The 16,276-nt window shown below is 69.3% G+C and carries 17 protein-coding genes and 3 tRNA genes; 15 read left to right on the top strand and 5 right to left on the bottom strand.

The features are described 5' to 3' along the window. The first annotated feature begins 118 nt into the window (after positions 1 to 118). Both DDF67_RS16030 and DDF67_RS16025 read left to right on the top strand, forming a co-directional pair. Positions 119 to 649, top strand: coding sequence for a hypothetical protein (locus tag DDF67_RS16030; RefSeq protein ID WP_109101855.1), 531 nt, complete (start codon positions 119 to 121; stop codon positions 647 to 649). Between the two features lie 3 nt (positions 650 to 652). Then, positions 653 to 1,222 carry a cysteine hydrolase family protein gene (locus DDF67_RS16025; RefSeq protein WP_199229256.1) on the top strand — a complete coding sequence of 190 codons (570 nt, stop codon included), beginning with the start codon at positions 653 to 655 and terminating at the stop codon, positions 1,220 to 1,222. A 39-nt stretch (positions 1,223 to 1,261) separates the two neighbouring features. On the opposite strand, the gene DDF67_RS16020 is transcribed toward DDF67_RS16025, so the two are convergent. Continuing rightward, complete coding sequence (locus DDF67_RS16020) at positions 1,262 to 2,218, bottom strand: DUF4424 domain-containing protein (RefSeq protein WP_146198046.1); 957 nt, start codon at positions 2,216 to 2,218, stop codon at positions 1,262 to 1,264. Between the two features lie 35 nt (positions 2,219 to 2,253). Beyond that, positions 2,254 to 2,343, bottom strand: a tRNA-Ser gene (locus DDF67_RS16015). A gap of 169 nt (positions 2,344 to 2,512) precedes the next feature. Between DDF67_RS16015 and DDF67_RS16010 the strand changes: the two genes are divergently transcribed. From DDF67_RS16010 to DDF67_RS15990, 5 genes are read left to right on the top strand one after another with little or no spacing between them, the layout of a single operon-like run. Beyond that, entirely contained in the window at positions 2,513 to 3,385 is an 873-nt protein-coding gene (locus tag DDF67_RS16010) for a septal ring lytic transglycosylase RlpA family protein (RefSeq protein ID WP_408608613.1), read from the top strand. 42 nt (positions 3,386 to 3,427) lie between these two features. Next, the gene (gene tmk, locus DDF67_RS16005) at positions 3,428 to 4,057 is read left to right on the top strand and encodes a dTMP kinase (protein WP_109101852.1); all 630 of its coding nucleotides are present in this window, start codon (positions 3,428 to 3,430) and stop codon (positions 4,055 to 4,057) included. After that, positions 4,054 to 5,061 (top strand): DNA polymerase III subunit delta', encoded by a 1,008-nt coding sequence (locus DDF67_RS16000; protein ID WP_109101851.1) that lies wholly within the window; start codon positions 4,054 to 4,056, stop codon positions 5,059 to 5,061. The genes tmk and DDF67_RS16000 overlap by 4 nt, the downstream gene beginning before the upstream one ends. Next, the gene (locus DDF67_RS15995) at positions 5,057 to 5,845 is read left to right on the top strand and encodes a TatD family hydrolase (protein WP_109101935.1); all 789 of its coding nucleotides are present in this window, start codon (positions 5,057 to 5,059) and stop codon (positions 5,843 to 5,845) included. Before DDF67_RS16000 ends, DDF67_RS15995 begins: the two co-directional genes overlap by 5 nt. Further along, positions 5,842 to 6,657, top strand: coding sequence for an MBL fold metallo-hydrolase (locus DDF67_RS15990; protein ID WP_109101850.1), 816 nt, complete (start codon positions 5,842 to 5,844; stop codon positions 6,655 to 6,657). The genes DDF67_RS15995 and DDF67_RS15990 overlap by 4 nt, the downstream gene beginning before the upstream one ends. 6 nt (positions 6,658 to 6,663) lie before the next feature. Here the strand turns inward: DDF67_RS15990 and DDF67_RS15985 are convergent, their stop codons facing one another. Further along, positions 6,664 to 7,149: a hypothetical protein gene (locus DDF67_RS15985; RefSeq protein WP_109101849.1), complete on the bottom strand. Its 486-nt coding sequence runs from the start codon at positions 7,147 to 7,149 to the stop codon at positions 6,664 to 6,666. A gap of 232 nt (positions 7,150 to 7,381) precedes the next feature. On the opposite strand from DDF67_RS15985, the gene DDF67_RS15980 reads away from it, so the two are divergent. Further along, positions 7,382 to 8,155, top strand: coding sequence for a hypothetical protein (locus tag DDF67_RS15980; protein ID WP_146198045.1), 774 nt, complete (start codon positions 7,382 to 7,384; stop codon positions 8,153 to 8,155). Between the two features lie 4 nt (positions 8,156 to 8,159). Here DDF67_RS15980 and DDF67_RS15975 read toward each other — a convergent pair whose 3' ends face one another. Further along, the gene (locus DDF67_RS15975) at positions 8,160 to 8,567 is read right to left on the bottom strand and encodes a hypothetical protein (protein WP_109101934.1); all 408 of its coding nucleotides are present in this window, start codon (positions 8,565 to 8,567) and stop codon (positions 8,160 to 8,162) included. 300 nt (positions 8,568 to 8,867) lie between these two features. Between DDF67_RS15975 and DDF67_RS15970 the strand changes: the two genes are divergently transcribed. Together DDF67_RS15970 and DDF67_RS15965 are read left to right on the top strand one after the other, a co-directional pair. Beyond that, positions 8,868 to 8,942: transfer RNA gene (locus DDF67_RS15970), tRNA-Asn, on the top strand. 144 nt (positions 8,943 to 9,086) lie between these two features. Continuing rightward, positions 9,087 to 9,161: transfer RNA gene (locus tag DDF67_RS15965), tRNA-Asn, on the top strand. 85 nt (positions 9,162 to 9,246) lie between these two features. Here DDF67_RS15965 and DDF67_RS15960 read toward each other — a convergent pair. Continuing rightward, entirely contained in the window at positions 9,247 to 9,678 is a 432-nt protein-coding gene (locus tag DDF67_RS15960; protein WP_109101847.1) for a helix-turn-helix domain-containing protein, read from the bottom strand. Positions 9,679 to 9,853: 175 nt separating this feature from the next. Between DDF67_RS15960 and DDF67_RS15955 the strand changes: the two genes are divergently transcribed. The 5 genes from DDF67_RS15955 to DDF67_RS15935 all read left to right on the top strand — a co-directional run bounded on the left by DDF67_RS15955 (position 9,854) and on the right by DDF67_RS15935 (position 16,123). After that, positions 9,854 to 10,183, top strand: a complete 330-nt coding sequence (locus tag DDF67_RS15955) for a hypothetical protein (RefSeq protein WP_109101846.1) — start codon at positions 9,854 to 9,856, stop codon at positions 10,181 to 10,183. Positions 10,184 to 10,281: 98 nt separating this feature from the next. Next, positions 10,282 to 10,854: a protein-L-isoaspartate O-methyltransferase family protein gene (locus tag DDF67_RS15950; RefSeq protein ID WP_109101845.1), complete on the top strand. Its 573-nt coding sequence runs from the start codon at positions 10,282 to 10,284 to the stop codon at positions 10,852 to 10,854. Between the two features lie 241 nt (positions 10,855 to 11,095). Continuing rightward, positions 11,096 to 12,565 (top strand): TolC family outer membrane protein, encoded by a 1,470-nt coding sequence (locus DDF67_RS15945; protein ID WP_109101844.1) that lies wholly within the window; start codon positions 11,096 to 11,098, stop codon positions 12,563 to 12,565. Positions 12,566 to 12,701: 136 nt separating this feature from the next. Continuing rightward, complete coding sequence (gene popZ, locus DDF67_RS15940; RefSeq protein WP_109101843.1) at positions 12,702 to 13,250, top strand: pole-organizing protein PopZ; 549 nt, start codon at positions 12,702 to 12,704, stop codon at positions 13,248 to 13,250. Between the two features lie 149 nt (positions 13,251 to 13,399). Next, positions 13,400 to 16,123: a valine--tRNA ligase gene (locus DDF67_RS15935; RefSeq protein WP_109101842.1), complete on the top strand. Its 2,724-nt coding sequence runs from the start codon at positions 13,400 to 13,402 to the stop codon at positions 16,121 to 16,123. The last annotated feature ends 153 nt before the right edge of the window (positions 16,124 to 16,276 follow it).

The raw sequence follows: 16,276 nt of genomic DNA, 5'->3' as shown, positions 1-16,276 counted from the left end.
GGGCCGTGGAAAGCGAAGGGGCTAAAGGGGCGTTGGTTACCTTGGCGAGGCCCCCGACGCCAGAGTTTCAGGAACCGCCCGTCCAGACGGCGGATTGCGGGTAGAGGAGGTACCCGGCATGGCCAAGGCGCCCGTCCGGCGGCTGAAGGTCTACGAGGCCCGCTTCGGCTTCCACGATTCCGTCGTCGCCGCGCCGAACCAGAAGGCGGCGCTGGACGCCTGGGGCGTGCGCCAGGACCTGTTCGCCGAGGGCGACGCCCGGGTTTCCGAGGACGAGGCGGCGGTCAAGGCCGCCCTGGCCCATCCGGGAACGCCGCTGCGCCGCGCGGCTGGTTCCAACGATCCGTTCGGTCTGGCTCCGAACCTGCCGGATATTCCCGACGCGCCCCGCAAGCCCAAGGCGAAGGCTCGTGCGACCAGGCCCGCCGAGCCGCCTGCGCCGCCGGATCGCTCGGCCCTCGACAGGGCGGAAGCCGACTTGGCCGAACTCGAAACCCGCCAGGATGACGAAAAGACCGAGCTCGATCGCCGGATGGCCGTCCTGGAGAAGGAGATCGCAGCCGCTCGCCGACGCTGGCGCTCCGAACGCAAGAAGGCGCAGGCGGTGGTCGACAAGGAACGAAGCGCCTACCGCGACGCCGGCGGCTAGCCGTTGCGCAACGGCTGGCGGGCCCTCAAGCTGGAGGCCATGAACGCCACGGCCCTCATCCTCATCGACCTGCAGCGCGGCATGCTCCCGGAGAACACCGGACCCCGCAACAATCCCGAGGCCGAGGACAACGCCGCCCACCTGCTGCACGCCTGGCGTACGCGCGGCCTGCCGGTCGTCCACGTGCGCCACATGAGCCGTTCGCCCGAAGGCTCGTTCTGGCCCGGCTCCTCCAACTGCGAGTTCCAGCCACGCTTCGAGCCGCTACCCTCAGAGCAGCGCCTGGAGAAGAACGTCCCCGACGCCTTCGCCGGCAGCGGGCTGGAGCGCTGGCTGCGCCTGCGCGACGTGCATCACCTGGTCGTGGTCGGCGTGGCCACCAACAACTCGGTCGAGGCCACCGTCCGCGCCGCCGCCTGCCTGCCGGGCGACGCCTGCTTCACCTTCGACAAGGCCGACCTGCACGGCCTGACCCGCGACGCCGACGACTGGCACCTGATGAGCCTGTCCAACCTCGACGGCGAATATGCGGTGGTGACGCGGACGGACGAGATCCTGGCGCGGCTTGGGTAGGGAGAGAACCCTTTCGCAAAGATAGAGGGCCATAGGTCCCTAAGGCTCCCGCCGCTCCAGCAGCAGGATCTGCAGGTCCTTCTCCGGGCGCCAGTTCTTGCGCCGCACCTCGAACTGGGTCGGGCCGATCTTCCTGACGCCGTCGGCGCAGAAGCTGACCAGGTTGCGCGCCGCGCCCTTGTCGACCACCAGCCGGAAGTCGCCGATCGGCTCGCTCCAGTTTCCGCCCGTGACCAGCACGTAGTCGATCCACTTCTCGATATAGGCCCCGTCTTCGCCGCCGGCGCGCTTCACCGCCGCGACCATGGCGGGATCGACGCAGTACTTGGCCTCCGTCTCGGCTCCGTAGGCGCTGCCGACCGAGGTCGCCACCGTCGCGCCGACCGAGGGCGTATAGGCGTGCTCGACGACGATGGGCTTGCCGGCCGGGAAGGTCTGGCTCCAGTGGTAGGTGGTCTTCAGCACCCAGATCGGCCCCTGGTCCTCGTCGTAGAGGCCAAGCGCCTGGGCCTCCTTCAGCCTGGCGGGCGGCAGGGCCTCCATGGCCTTGGTGGCCGCCTCCTGGTGCACGGCCAGCGGAATCCTGTTGGCGACCAGCCATGCCGTGCGGTCGACGCCGCCGCCGAACGCCTTCTGCTCGACCTGCGCCTTCACCGGCTTGCCGTCGACCTTGGTGGAAAAGCCCAGGATGTTGGCCGGATCGTCCACCGGGATCGACACGTCGCCCATGAAGAAGCCGTCGCCGCCGATGTCGGGCATCGGGAAGGCCACCCGCAGCGTCACATCCCTGCCGCTGGTGTTCTCGAACACGTAGCGCACCCGCACGGCCGTCGGCGAGATGTAGAGGTCCTCCGACCGCATGGCGACGGCGGTGGTTTTCGTCAGCACCAGCCCGCCGGCCGCCAGTTCTGCCGAGGTGTCATTAGCCATGGCCGGCGCGGCGCAGGCGAGCGCGGCGACCAGGGCGGCGGAGCGGAGGAGGGCGGAAAGCGTCATGTCACCGGGATAGCACGGCGACGACGACGAGGAAGTGGCGGACAGGGTGGGATTCGAACCCACGGTAGGCTTCCACCTACGGCGGTTTTCAAGACCGCTGCCTTAAACCACTCGGCCACCTGTCCGGAGCGGGCGGCTATATCAGCGCTTGTGCTTCGGCTCCAGAACGATCTGTCGCAGGCATCCTTAACCAAGCCTAAAAACATCTGAACGAAGCTGAAACCATGATGGGGGACGAACCATCCGGAGTTTTGGCGACGTATGCGGCGCGAGCACAGATCTGAAATCCGGGCGTTGAAGGTTCTGGGCCTGCTGGCGCTGGGCGCCGCGGGCCTCGCCGCCTGCGCCACGCCGAGCCCGCGTCTGCCGATCGCCAAGAGCGTTCCCAAGTCCACGCCCGATCGCGAATATCACGGTCCGCCGCCGCCCGGTTACGGCCAGGGCCTGCGCGGCACCGAGAAGCCCTATCAGATCAAGGGCATCTGGTATTATCCGAAGGCCGATCCGAACTACGACGTGGTCGGGACCGGCTCTTGGTACGGCGAGCAGTTCCACAACCGCCGCACCGCCAATGGCGAGGTCTTCGACATGGACCTGCCGTCGGCCGCCCACAAGACGTTGCCGCTGCCGTCCATCGTCGAGGTCACCAATCTCGAGAACGGCCGCAAGATGCGCCTGCGGGTCAATGACCGCGGACCGTTCGTCGGCGATCGCCTGATCGACCTGTCCAAGGCCGCCGCCGACGAGCTGGGCTATCGGGGCAAGGGCCTAGCCCAGGTCCGCGTGCGCTATATCGGCCCCGCGCCCAAGTCCGCCGCCGACCAGCCCCGGCGCTACGCTTCGGCGCCGGTCACGCCGCCGCCCGTCGCGCCGTACCGTCCGCCGGCGGCCCCGCCGCCGCGCGAGCCAGAGATCGTCAATGTCGCCGCCCCGCCGTCAGGCGCCTACCGTGTCCAGGCCGGCAGTTTCGCCAATCGCGACAACGCCGAGCGGGCCGCCGAGCGGCTGTCGGGCGCCGGCCGCGTGACGGTCGAGCCCATGGAGCGCGCCAGCGGCACGCTCTATCGCGTGCTGGTCAATGCCGGCGACGACGAGGGCCTGGCCTGGGGCGTGCGCGATCGCGTCGCTTCGCTGGGCTTTGGCGACGCCACGGTGCTGAGGCCCTAAGCGGGTCTGGACAAGGCGGGCGTTCCGGCCGATTTGAGGCCGATGGCCAGCGGAACGTTCATCAGCTTCGAAGGCGGCGAGGGCGCCGGCAAATCCACCCAGGTGCGCCTTCTGGCGCAGCGCCTGGAGGCCCTTGGCCGCGAGGTCGTGCTGACCCGCGAACCCGGCGGCAGCCCTGGCGGCGAGGCGATCCGCGAGCTTCTGGTGCACGGCGAGGCCGACCGCTGGTCGCCGGTGACCGAGACACTTCTGATGTACGCCGCCCGCCGCGACCACGTAGAGCGGGTCATCCGTCCGGCCCTGGCGCGCGGGGCGGTGGTCGTCTGCGACCGCTTCGCCGATTCGACCCGCGCCTATCAGGGCGCCGGCGGCGATGCGCCCGCCTCGCTGATCGCCAGCCTCGAAGAGCACGTGCTGGGCGGTACGATCCCGGCCCTGACCCTGGTCTTCGACCTGCCCGCCGCTGTGGGCCTTGAGCGCGCTTCGGCGCGGGGCGGCGCCGCCCGCTTCGAATCCAAGGGCCTGGACTTCCACGAGCGCCTGCGCGCCGGCTTCCTGGAGATCGCCCGCCGCGAGCCCGAGCGCTGCGTCGTGGTCGACGCCGCCGCCTCGATCGACGAGGTCTCTCAGGCCGTCTGGACCGCCGTCAGCGAGCGGCTGGATCTGGCATGAGCGACGCGCCTCCGCATCCCCGCGACGTCTTCTCGCTGGACGGCCAGGAGAAGGCCGAGCTGTCCTTCCTCGACGCCCTGGGGCGCGGTCGTCTGCACCATGCCTGGCTGCTGACCGGCCCAGAGGGCGTCGGCAAGGCCACTCTGGCCTACCGCATGGCCCGCCGCCTGCTGGGCGCGCGCGAGGACAAGTCGTTCGGCGTGCTGGGCTCGGCCCCGTCCGACTTCGTCAGTCGCCAGGTCGCCGCCCGCTCGCATCCCGACCTGATGGTGCTGGAGCGCGCCACCGACGACGGCAAGGCCCGCAAGTCGATCCCTGTCGACGAGGCTCGCCTGCTGCCCGGCTTCTTCGCCAATTCGCCGGCGACCTCGCCCTATCGGGTGGCGATCATCGACGCCGCCGACGACCTCAATGTCAACGCCGCCAACGCCGTGCTCAAGACGCTGGAGGAGCCGCCGGCGCGTGGCGTGATTCTTCTGATCAGCCATTCGCCCGGCAAGCTGCTGCCCACCATCCGTTCACGCTGCCGGCGCCTGGCCGTGCCCGCGCCCGGCGTCGAGCGCGCCGCCGACATGGTCGAGCACCGCCTGGGCCTGGATCGCCGCCAGGCCGAGCGCCTGGGCCGCATGGCTCATGGCGCGCCCGGCAAGGCCCTGCAGCTGGCCGCCGCCAAGGCCCTGGAGGCCGACGACACCGCCGGCGAGATCCTGCGCAAGCTGCCCGAGATCGACGAGGCCGCGCTGCTGGCCCTGGCCGACACCTTCAAGGGCGCCGAGGGCCAGGCCCGCTTTGAGCTCCTGTTCGAGCGCCTGGCCGACCAGATCCACGCCATGGCTGTCGGCATGGCCGGCGAGCGCACCCCGGCGGGCCTGGACCGCTGGGTCGCCGCCTGGGAACGCGTCGTGCGCTGGCCGATCGAGGCCGAGGCGGTGAACCTCGACCGCGCCGACGTGTTCTGGACGGCGATTGCGGACTTGCGCGCCGCCGCCAAGGCCGCCAATTGACCGCATGCTCATCGACAGCCACGTAAACCTGCACGCGCCCCAGTTCGCCGAGGACCGCGACGCCGTCATCGCCCGCGCCCGCGAGGCCGGCATCGAAATGATGCTGACCATCTGCGACAAAATCCCCAACTTCCCAGCCGTCCACGCCATCGCCATGGCCGAGGCCGACATCTGGTGCACGGTCGGCGCCCACCCGCACGAGGCCAAGGATCACCTCGATCTGACGACCGCTCACCTCGTCGATCTGGCCGGCAGGCCCAAGGTCGTCGGCATCGGCGAGACGGGCCTCGACTTCCACTACGACCTGTCGCCGCGCGACGTTCAGGCCGCCGTGTTCAAGGAGCACGTCGCCGCCGCCCGCGAGACGGGGCTGCCGCTGGTGGTCCACACCCGCGAGGCCGACGACGTCATGGGCCAGATCCTGGAGGAAGAGCACGCCAAGGGCGCCTTCAAGATCCTGATGCACTGCTACACCAGCGGCGCGGAGCTGGCCCGCCGGGCCGCGGCGCTCGGCGCCTGGTTCTCGGTCTCGGGCATCGCCACCTTCAAGCAGGCCGAGGACGTGCGCGCGGTGATCCGCGACATGCCGGAGGGGCGCATCATCGTCGAGACCGATTGCCCGTACCTGGCGCCCGTGCCGATGCGGGGCCGTCGCTGCGAGCCGGCCCACCTGCCTCACATCGTCGACAAGCTGGCCGAGATTCGCGGCTGGACCCGCGCCGACGCCGAGAAGCGCTCGGAAGACGCCTTCTTCGCCCTCTTCGACGCGATACCGCGCCCATGACCGGCGGCCGGCTCGAGTTCACCATCCTCGGCAGCGGCTCCTCGGGCGGGGTGCCGCGCGCCGACGGCAATTGGGGCGACTGCGATCCGGCCGAGCCGAAGAATCACCGTTCCCGCTGCTCGATGCTGGTGCGGCGGCTATCGGGCGGCGATCCGCGCGGCGACACCACCGTGCTGGTCGATACTTCGCCCGACCTGCGGCTGCAGACGGCGAGGGCCGGGGCGGGACGCATCGACGCGGTGCTGTTCACGCACGACCACGCCGACCAGGCCCACGGCATCGACGACGTGCGGCCCTTCTTCCTGAACCATCGCTTCAGGATCCCGACCTATATGGATCCGGCCACCTATGACGGCCTGCTGGCGCGGTTCGGCTACGTCTTCGAGACCAAGGGCGGCTATCCGGCCATCTGCGACGCCCGTCACCTGCCGCCGCACGGCCAGGCCTGGAGCGTCGAGGGGCCCAGCGGCGAGATTCCGGTCGTCAGCTTCGACGTCGATCATGGCGAGATCCGCGCCGCCGGCTTCCGATTCGGCGGCGCGGCCTATGCGCCCGACGTGCTGCAGATCCCCGAAGAGAGCTGGCCGGTGCTGGAGGATCTCGACGTGCTGATCGTCGACGCCCTGCGCTGGACCCCGCATCCCACCCACGCCAATGTCGAGCGGGCGCTGTCCTGGATCGAGCGGGCCAGGCCCAGGCGCGCGATCCTGACCAACCTGCACATCGACCTCGACTACAACGCCCTGGCCGGCCAGCTGCCGCCGGGCGTGGAGCCGGCCTATGACGGCATGCGCTTCGAGGTCGCTCTGTAGACGCCGCTAGTGCAGCGTCGCCATCTGGACCGGCGGCGCGTGGTCGACCGGTTCGCCCATGCGCACGGGCAGGGGCGCGCCGTCCAGGGCCAGGGCGTGGTTCAGGGCGCGGGCCAGCACCGCCGTCACGTCCGGACGCGCCACCAGCGACGACAGCAGCCGCGAGGCCAGGCCCGGCGCGGCGGCGGCCAGGCCGCAGGCCGTGACGAGACGCTGCTCGTCCAGCGCATAGCCGACGCAGTGCGGGCACTGGATCTGCAGCGGCCGCACCAGCTCGCCCTCGATCAGCATCATGGTCTGCAGGAACAGCGAGGCCGTGCGGGGCGAGGCGGCCCGGGCGAAGGCGCTGCGGATAGTCCCGTCGGCCGGCTGGCCCTGCAGTCGCAGCGCCGCCCATGTGCGCACGCCCCACAGCAGTAGGCGTTCGCCCCGCGCCAGGCCATCGGGGCCGGTGTCTTCGAAATCGAGGTCCAGTCCGCAGGCGCAGCTCATGAAAGGCTCCAGGCGGGAAGAAAAGGCGTCCGGCGGAGGGGAGCCCCGCCGGACGCAGTCGATGTGGGTGAGGGGAGGAAACCCGACATCGGATTTGAGAATTGATCGCAACAAGGTCTAGGTCGGTCGTTGTTGCGAGTCAATCGCATAAAATCATATACATCCTATGCGTTAGTTCGTGCTTCTATCTCCGTCTTGCGGTCGTGTGGGGGATGGCATGGCGCGGCGATCGATGCTGCTTGGATGGACGGCTGCGGCCATGCTCGTCGCGGGTTCGGCGCAGGCGGCCGCCTGGACCCAGCCCCGGGGCGGCAGGGAGGTCATCGTCAGCCTCCATCGCCAGGACAGCACCCACGGCTTCGATCTGGACGGCGAGGCGGTCGACATCGTCGACTACCGCAAGACCGAGCTGCAGGGTTTCGCCGAGTACGGCCTGTCGGATCGCCTGACCGTCCGGGCGCAGGGCTCGGTGCGCCGGCTGCACACGCGCAACGCCCGGGAAACCGAGCCGGGCCACTTCGAACTCGCCGCCCGCTACAGGATCGCGTCGGGCGAGACCTGGGTTCTGTCGAGCGAGAGCGCGGTGCGGCTGCCCGGCGGCGACGGCGATCCCGGATCGGCCCAACGCGGCTCTTCGGACGCCGAGTACGACAGCCGGTTCCTGCTGGGAAAAAGCGCCACTTTGGCCGGCAAGGCGATGTTCCTGGACCTGCAGGCGGGCGTTCGCCGCCGCGATGGCGAGGCCCCGGACGAGCGCCGGCTGGAGGTCACGGTCGGCGGCCGTCCGGCCCGGCGGGTGATGCTGATGGCCCAGGTGTTCGACGTGGCGTCGGTGGGGGCCGGGCAGGGGCCTTTCGAGGCCTATCGCTATCGCAATGTGCAGCTCACCGCGGTCTATGACCTGCCGGCCGGCTGGTCGGTGCAGGCCGGCGCCGTCGGTACGGCCTCGGGCCGCAACGCCCTGCGAGAGCGCGGCGGCGTCGTCGCCGTCTGGCGGCGGTTCTGAGGCGTCAGGACGGGATGCGGCGGGCCAGCTCTTCCAGCCGGCGGGCCGGGGCGTCGCAGATCGCCGACCACAGCAGCCGCGCCAGCTCCAGGCGATATACGGCGGCGTAGCCGGCCGTGAACGGCGAGGTGGCGCTGCCGGGAGGTTCGGCCGCCTTGGCGTTGGCCAGGTCGCGGCGGGTCAGCACCAGGTCGCGCGGAATCGGAACGTCGCCGGCGCCGGAGGCCACCCAGCGGTCGGCTTCGACGGCGGCCAGGGCGGCGGCCTGGACCAGGGCGCGTGCGCCGCGCACGTCGCCCAGGGCGCCGGTCATGATCGGGGTCCCCATGGCCGGGTCGCGCGTCAGCTTGAAGTCGAGACTGGCCACGCCGCGTTGCAGCGTGACGGACCACTGGTCGTCGGGGGCGTTCATCATGAACGCTTTAGCGAGCGAGTCGCGTCGCGGAAAGGGAGCGGCGTATCGCCGTTACACATTGCCGCGATCCTGCGGCCCGGCGGGGCGGCGACCTGCGACCTTTTGGCCGGTCAGTCTGAAATTAGGATCTGGTTAACCATGATTGGCGAGCCTGTGGACGTCTTCTTTTGAAGGCGCCCCACCATCACTCAACTTTTCACAGCCCGGCTTTCTGGCCGGGCTGTTTTTTTGTCAGAAGGCGCTTGCGCCGAGTCAGTGAGGCGGCTATCAACCGCGCCTCGACAGAGAGCGACCTGTTCCGCGGTAGCTCAGTGGTAGAGCAGCCGGCTGTTAACCGGCTGGTCGTAGGTTCGAATCCTACCCGCGGAGCCACTCTTCCTTCGATCGCTTCGAAGCTCCTGCTGCCGAGAATTCCTCCACAAGAACATCAGCTTTTGTCCGGATGCGGCGTTCGTGCGTCTTGCGCCGAGTCAGTTCGGCGGCTATCAACCGCCTCCTCAACTGAGAGCGACCTGTTCCGCGGTAGCTCAGTGGTAGAGCAGCCGGCTGTTAACCGGCTGGTCGTAGGTTCGAATCCTACCCGCGGAGCCACTCTCCTTCGTTCGTCGAAGGTTTCGTCGCTGGTGAGATCTCCAAGATCTGAAGCTGTCGCTTCCTCGCCTTGGCGAGCGGCGTCTCACATCGCCATCAGCTTCTGAAGTTCGCGATAGTAGGTCTCGGTATACTGATGCTGGCGATCCAGGGCCTCCAGCATCCCGGGGCGGGTGAAGACCTCGGCGGGAATGGTCACGCCCTTGCGGCCGTGCCGCACGCAAAGGCCGTCGGCGATCAGCGCGCCCACATGGCGGCGCACCGTCTCGGCCGGCATGGCCAGCGAGTCGGCGACCTGCACCACGGTGACCGGTCGCCGCTGGGCGTCCTTGGCCAGTTCGTCCTTGGCGTCGAAGCCGGCGTTGGGGCGGATGTGGGCGACATTGGCCACCCAGATCGTCGTGAAGACGATGGCGCGCACCGGATCGTCCTGGTGCAGGCCCTTGGCCACGTCCAGCGATCGCAGGAAATAGCCCGCCGATAGGCGGATCACCGCGCGCCGAACATCCGTGGTCATGCCTGCTCCCAGAGAAAGCCGCTGGGTGCAGGCTGGGGGTGAGTCGCTTCTGTGAGAAAATTCACCATGTCCCCATTTTGGGGACAGAGCGCTTTTCGGGGAGGCGCAGCGCTGCGATTTGCGTCATACGGGCCGCCGATTCAGGGGATGGTGAACGCGGGGGGCGCGTTGGGGCATGAGTGACATCGAAGCCAAATTGCGGGATGCGGCGGCGGCCGTCGGCGTGGCCGAGCGGATCGAGGTGCTTCTCAAGAGCGTAGAGGAGGCCATCGACGCCTATCCCGACGACGCCGATCCACGCTACCTGACCCGCCTGATGGACCAGCGCACGGCCTTGCTGGACCCCGATCTGGCGCTGATCGCGCGCATCGCCGTGCAACTCTGCGAGAACGACGCCTCGCGCGCCGCCGTGCTCGGGCCGCCGCTCGCCACCGCCGCGACCGTGTGCCCGCTGATGAAGCCGGCGGTGAACCAGTTGCGCCGCCTGCTCGGCGAGACGGCCTGAGTTCGCCAAATCCTCGGCGCGATTGGTTGCACGGGCCTGATTGCCTTCCGACGAGGCCCGGACCTATAAGCCTCTCGAACTGCTGTCCGAGGAAGTCCATGAGCTCCGATTTCGCGGCTGCCCGCCTGAACATGGTGGAAAGCCAGATCCGCACCGCCGACGTGACCGACCTGCCGTTGCAGGACGCCCTGCGGGTGGTTCCGCGCGAAAGCCTCGTGCCCGCCGGCAAGGCCTATCTGGCCTACGCCGACGCCGAGGTCGAGTACGCCCCGGGCCGCACGCTGATGCGCCCGCGCGATATCGGCAAGCTGCTGCAGAACCTCAAGCCGCGCGCCGGCGAGAAGGCCCTGGCCATCGCCGCGCCGTATGCCGCCGTGGTGCTGCAGACGATGGGCCTGGAGGTCACCCGCCTGGACGGCGACGACCTGACGGCCGTCCCGGGCGGCGAGTACGACGTCATCATCTGCGAAGGCGCGGTGCCGAAGGCTCCCGCCTCGTGGACGGGCGCCCTGGCCCTGAACGGCCGCCTCGGCGTCGTCGAGCGTGACGGCCCGGTCGGCCGCGCGGCGATCTACGCCCGCGCCGAGGACGGCCTGGCCCGTCGCGCCGCCTTCGATTCGACCCCGTCGCTGCTGGCCGGTTTCACGGTCGAGTCCGGCTTCGCGTTCTAGTCTTGCAATAAGGGGCGTCCGGGTGCTGAACCCGCCCGGACGTCTCAACTCAAGTCCTTGAATCCAGGGACTGCTGCCCAGGCTTGGGTATTTCATCCAAGCTTGGCTGGGCCTAGTCTGGCGTCCTCGGTGACAAGCGCGCGAAATTCGCGTGAAAAAAGCTTAACTAGCGATGGTCCACGGTGGGCCTTACAGCGCTTGGGTGTAAAGCGCGGACTTCGCGTGTGTTGGGGAATGAGGGATGTCGAAGAGCCGTCGGGCCAGTCTGCTGGCCGCTGCTTGCTGCATGGGTTTCCTGGCCTCGGCGGCTAGCGCCGAGACCCTGACCGATGCGGTCGCCCTGGCCTACCAGACCAATCCCACCATCCAGCAGCAGCGCGCCGTCCAGCGCGCTTCCGACGAAGGCGTGGTGCAGGCCAAGACCGGCTTCCGCCCGACGCTGGGCCTGGACGGTTCGATCTCGGGATCGCGCACCGATCTGGCCCACCCCCGCACCACCCTGGTCGGCGGCCAGGTGGTCACCGGCGCGGACGTCACCAAGTCCGCGTCCAGCAGCGCCACCCTGCAACTGAGCCAGCCGCTCTACACGGGCGGCCAGGCCAGCGCCCGGCTCTCGGCCGCCGAGGCCGACGTCCTGGCCGGTCGCGAAGACCTGCGCAGCGTCGAGCAGACCGTGCTGGCCAATGTCATCACCGCCTATGTCGATGTCCGCCGCGGCCAGGAAAGCCTGCGCATCGCCCAGGAGAACGTCAGCGTCCTGACCCGTCAGCTCGACGAGTCGAACGCCCGCTTCGAGGTCGGCGAGATCACCCGCACCGACGTCGCCCAGTCCCAGGCCCGCCTGGCCGCCGCCAGGGCCAGCCTGTCGTCGGCCCAGGCCACCCTGGCCGTCGCCCGCGCCAACTATGCCCAGGTCGTCGGCCAGAACCCGGCCGATCTCGCGCCCGAGCCGTCGCTGGCCGAGCTGCTGCCGGCTTCGGTCGAGCAGGCCTTCGACGCCGCCGAGGCCAACAACCCGGCGGTCCAGGCCGCCCGCTACGGCGAGCGCGCCGCCGCCGCCCGCGTCGCCCAGGCCAAGTCGGCCTATCTGCCGACCGTCTCGGCCGGCGCCAGCCTCGGCTATTCGGCCAACGAGGTGAACGGCGAGTACAAGCAGTTCGGCGAATACGACCGCGCCATCAGCGGCGCTGTCACCGCCCGCGTGCCGCTGTTCACCGGCGGCCTGAACGCCTCGAACGTCCGCGCCGCCAAGGAACGCGAGAACGCCGCCCGCATCGCGGTCGAAGGCGCCAAGCGCACCGTGGTCCAGCAGGTCTCGGCCGCGTGGAGCACGCTGCTGGCGGCCCGCGCCAACCTCGTCTCCAACGAAGAGCAGGTGAGGGCGACCAGGATCGCCTTCGAGGGCGTGCGCCAGGAGCAGCAGGTCGGCCTGCGCACCACGCTCGACGTGCTCAACGCCCAGCAGGAGCTCCGCGCCGCCGAACTGGCCCTGGTCACCGCCCGCCGTGACGAATACGTCGCCAGCGCCGGCGTCCTGCAGGCCATGGGCGCGCTGGACGTGGCCAGGCTGGCGCCGGGCGTCGAGCGCTACGACCCCAAGACCTCGTACGATCGCGTGGTGAATTCGGGTTCGGTGCCGTGGGAGCCCCTGGTGCGCAGCCTCGACAAGGTCGCTTCGCCTGCGATCGCTACGTCTTCCGACGGCAAGTAATTCCGTCCATTCTCAGGACGAATCAACGCGGCGCGAATCCTTGGCTTGCTTAAGCCGTGCAAGTCTGCACCATCGGCGGCACGCGTCTTGCGAGGCGCGCAAGGATTCGTAGCCCTTTAATACGGCCCAGCCCATCATGTCCGACCAGAGCTCCCAAGAACCGACGATGGAGGAGATCCTCGCCTCGATCAGGCGGATCATCTCCGAAGACGACGCTCCGGCCGCCGAAGCGGCGCCGCCGCCCGCGCCCGAGCCGGTTCCCGAGCCCGAGCCGGTGATCGAGGACGACGTCCTCGAGCTGACCGATCCGATCGAGCCGCCGGCCCCGGTCGAGACGCTCGGCGACCTCGACCTCTACGCCCCGGAACCCGAGCCGGAACCCGCCTACGAGCCGGCGCCGCCTCCGCCCGCGCCGGAGCCGGCCTACACCCCGCCGCCGGTGTTCAACCGCGACGAAGTGGCCGAGACCCTGGTCGGCGACCACGCCGCGGGCCTGGCCGCCAGCGCCTTCGGCAGCCTCAGCTCGGCCCTGCTGATGCCGGCCAACGGCCGCACGCTGGAAGACGTCGTGCGCGAGCTGCTGCGTCCGCTGCTCAAGGAGTGGCTGGACCAGAACCTGCCGCGCATCGTCGAGAACAAGGTCGAGGAAGAGGTCCACCGGATCTCGCGCGGCCGCGGCGTATGATATCGGCGTCGCTCCGCCGCTGAGCGGAGTGCGACGCCCGGACTTTGAGAAGGCGGTCGCGCTCGCGGCCGCCTTTTCCCGTTCAAAATCCCCGATAATCCCGTCGCCCGGTTTCGCCAGGCGGCCGCAGATGGCATATCCCCTCCGCCATGCTTGAAAAGACCTTCGATCCCAAAGCCGTCGAACCGCGCCTGTACGAAGCCTGGGAGGCCTCCGGGGCCTTCAAGCCGTCCGAGGATCCGAACGCCGAGCCGTTCGTCATCGTGATCCCGCCGCCGAACGTCACGGGCAGCCTCCACATCGGCCACGCCCTGAACAACACGCTGCAGGACGTGCTGACCCGCTTCCACCGTATGCGCGGCAAGGCCGCCCTGTGGCTGCCGGGCACCGACCACGCCGGCATCGCCACCCAGATGGTGGTCGAGCGCCAGCTGGCCGCCGCCGGCAACATCGGCCGCCGCGACATGGGCCGCGAGGCCTTCGTCGACAAGGTCTGGGAATGGAAGGCCGAAAGCGGCGGCGCAATCACCAACCAGCTGCGCCGCCTGGGCGCCAGCTGCGACTGGTCGCGCGAGCGCTTCACCCTGGACGAGGGCCTGTCGGCCGCCGTCCGCAAGGTCTTCGTCCAGCTGCACAAGCAGGGCCTGCTGTATCGTGACAAGAGATTGGTCAACTGGGACCCGCAGTTCCAGACCGCCATCTCCGACCTTGAGGTCGAGCAGAAGGAGGTCGACGGCGCCTACTGGCACTTCGCCTATCCGCTCGCCGACGGCGTCACCTACCAGCACCCCGTCGCGTTCGACGACGAGGGCAAGCCGACCCAATATGAGACACGCGGCTACATCGTCGTGGCCACCACCCGTCCCGAAACGATGCTGGGCGACACCGGCGTGGCCGTCCATCCGACCGACGAGCGCTACAAGGACCTGGTCGGCAAGGACGTCGTCCTGCCGATCGTCGGCCGCCGCATCCCCATCGTCGCCGACGACTACGCCGACCCGACCAAGGGCTCGGGTGCGGTGAAGATCACCCCGGCGCACGACTTCAACGACTTCCAGGTCGGCAAGCGCGCCGGCCTGCCGTCGATCAACATCCTGACGCCGGAAGCCAAGCTCAACGGCGACGTCCCGCCCGAGTATGTCGGCATGGACCGCTTCGCCGCGCGCAAGGCCATCGTCGCCCGCGCCGAGGAAGAGGGCTGGCTGAAGGAGATCGAGAAGACCCGCCACATGGTCCCGCACGGCGACCGTTCGGGCGTGGTCATCGAGCCCTACCTGACCGACCAGTGGTACGTCGACGCCTACACCCTGGCCCAGCCGGCCCTGAAGGCGGTCGAGAACGGCGACACCGTCTTCGAGCCCAGGCACTGGGAGAAGACCTACTTCGAGTGGCTGCGCAACATCGAGCCCTGGTGCGTCTCGCGCCAGCTCTGGTGGGGCCACCGCATCCCGGCGTGGTTTGGGCCGGAAGGCTCGATCTTCGTCGAGGAGACCAAGGAAGCCGCCTACGCCGCCGCCCGCGCGCAGTTCGGCGCCGACGTCCAGCTGACCCAGGACGAGGACGTCCTCGACACCTGGTTCAGCTCGGCCCTGTGGCCGTTCTCGACCCTGGGCTGGCCGGAAAAGACGCCCGACGTCGCCCGCTTCTATCCGACCAGCACCCTGGTCACCGGCTTCGACATCATCTTCTTCTGGGTCGCCCGGATGATGATGATGGGCATCCACTTCATGGACGAAGTGCCCTTCAAGCAGGTGTTCATCAACGCCCTCGTCCGTGACGAGAAGGGCGCCAAGATGAGCAAGTCCAAGGGCAACGTCATCGACCCGCTGGCCCTGATCGACGAGCTGGGCTGCGACGCCGTGCGCTTCACCCTGACGGCCATGTCGGGCCAGGCGCGCGACATCAAGCTGTCGAAGCAGCGCATCGAAGGCTATCGCAACTTCGGCACCAAGCTATGGAACGCCACGCGCTTCGCCCAGATGAACGGCTGCGTCCGCGTCGAGGGCTTTGACCCGGCGCAGGTCGCCCAGCCGCTCAACAAGTGGATCCGCGGCGAGGTGGTCAAGACCCTGGCCGAGGTCACCAAGGCCTTCGAGGCCCCGGCCTTCGACGAGGGCGCCAGCGCGCTCTACCGCTTCATCTGGAACGTCTTCTGCGACTGGTACCTGGAGCTGGCCAAGCCCGTGCTCAACGGCGAGGACGAAGCCGCAAAGGCCGAGACCCGCGCCATGACCGCCTGGGTGCTCGACCAGATCCTGATCCTGCTGCACCCGGTGATGCCGTTCATCACCGAGGAGCTGTGGGACAAGACGGCCGAGGAGGGCGGTCCGGCTCGCGAGAGCATGCTGATCTCCACCCGCTGGCCGCAAATGCCCGACAGCTGGATCGACGCCGAGGCCGCCGCCGAGATCGGCTGGCTGGTCGACACCGTCGGCGAGATCCGCTCGCTGCGCGCCGAAATGAACGTGCCGCCGTCGGCCAAGCCGGCCCTGGCCGTGGTGGGGGCGGGCGAGGGCACCCTTGGCCGCCTGGAGCGCCAGCGCGACCTCTTGGTCAGCCTGGCCCGCCTGGGCGAGGTCTCCATCGCCGAGGCCGCGCCCGCCGGCACGGCCCCGGTGGTGATGGGTGAAGCGACCGGCGCCCTGGGCGTCGCCGAGTTCATCGACGTCGCCGCCGAGAAGGCCCGCCTGACCAAGGAGATCGCCGGCCACGTGTCGGAGATCGAAAAGACCGGCAAGAAGCTCGGCAACCCCGACTTCCTGGCCCGCGCCAAGCCCGAGGTCGTCGAGGAAAACCGCGAGCGCCTCGCCGAAGCCGAAGCGGCCAAGGCCAAGCTGGAAGCGGCCCTGGGCCGTCTGGCGGCGATGGGCTGATCGCGATCCCTCTCCCTTGTGGGAGAGGGTGGCCCCGCGGAGCGAGGGTGGGCGAGGGATCTCTCAGACCTCGCCGCGCGACCCCTCATATGTCGGCTTCGCCGCCACCTTCTTCCGCAAGGGGAGAGGGATCGGGCAGCCAACTAAACATTG

This window comes from Caulobacter endophyticus, from assembly GCF_003116815.1.
Taxonomy (GTDB): Bacteria; Pseudomonadota; Alphaproteobacteria; order Caulobacterales; family Caulobacteraceae; genus Caulobacter; species Caulobacter endophyticus.
This window is presented reverse-complemented; position numbering and strand designations above follow the sequence as displayed.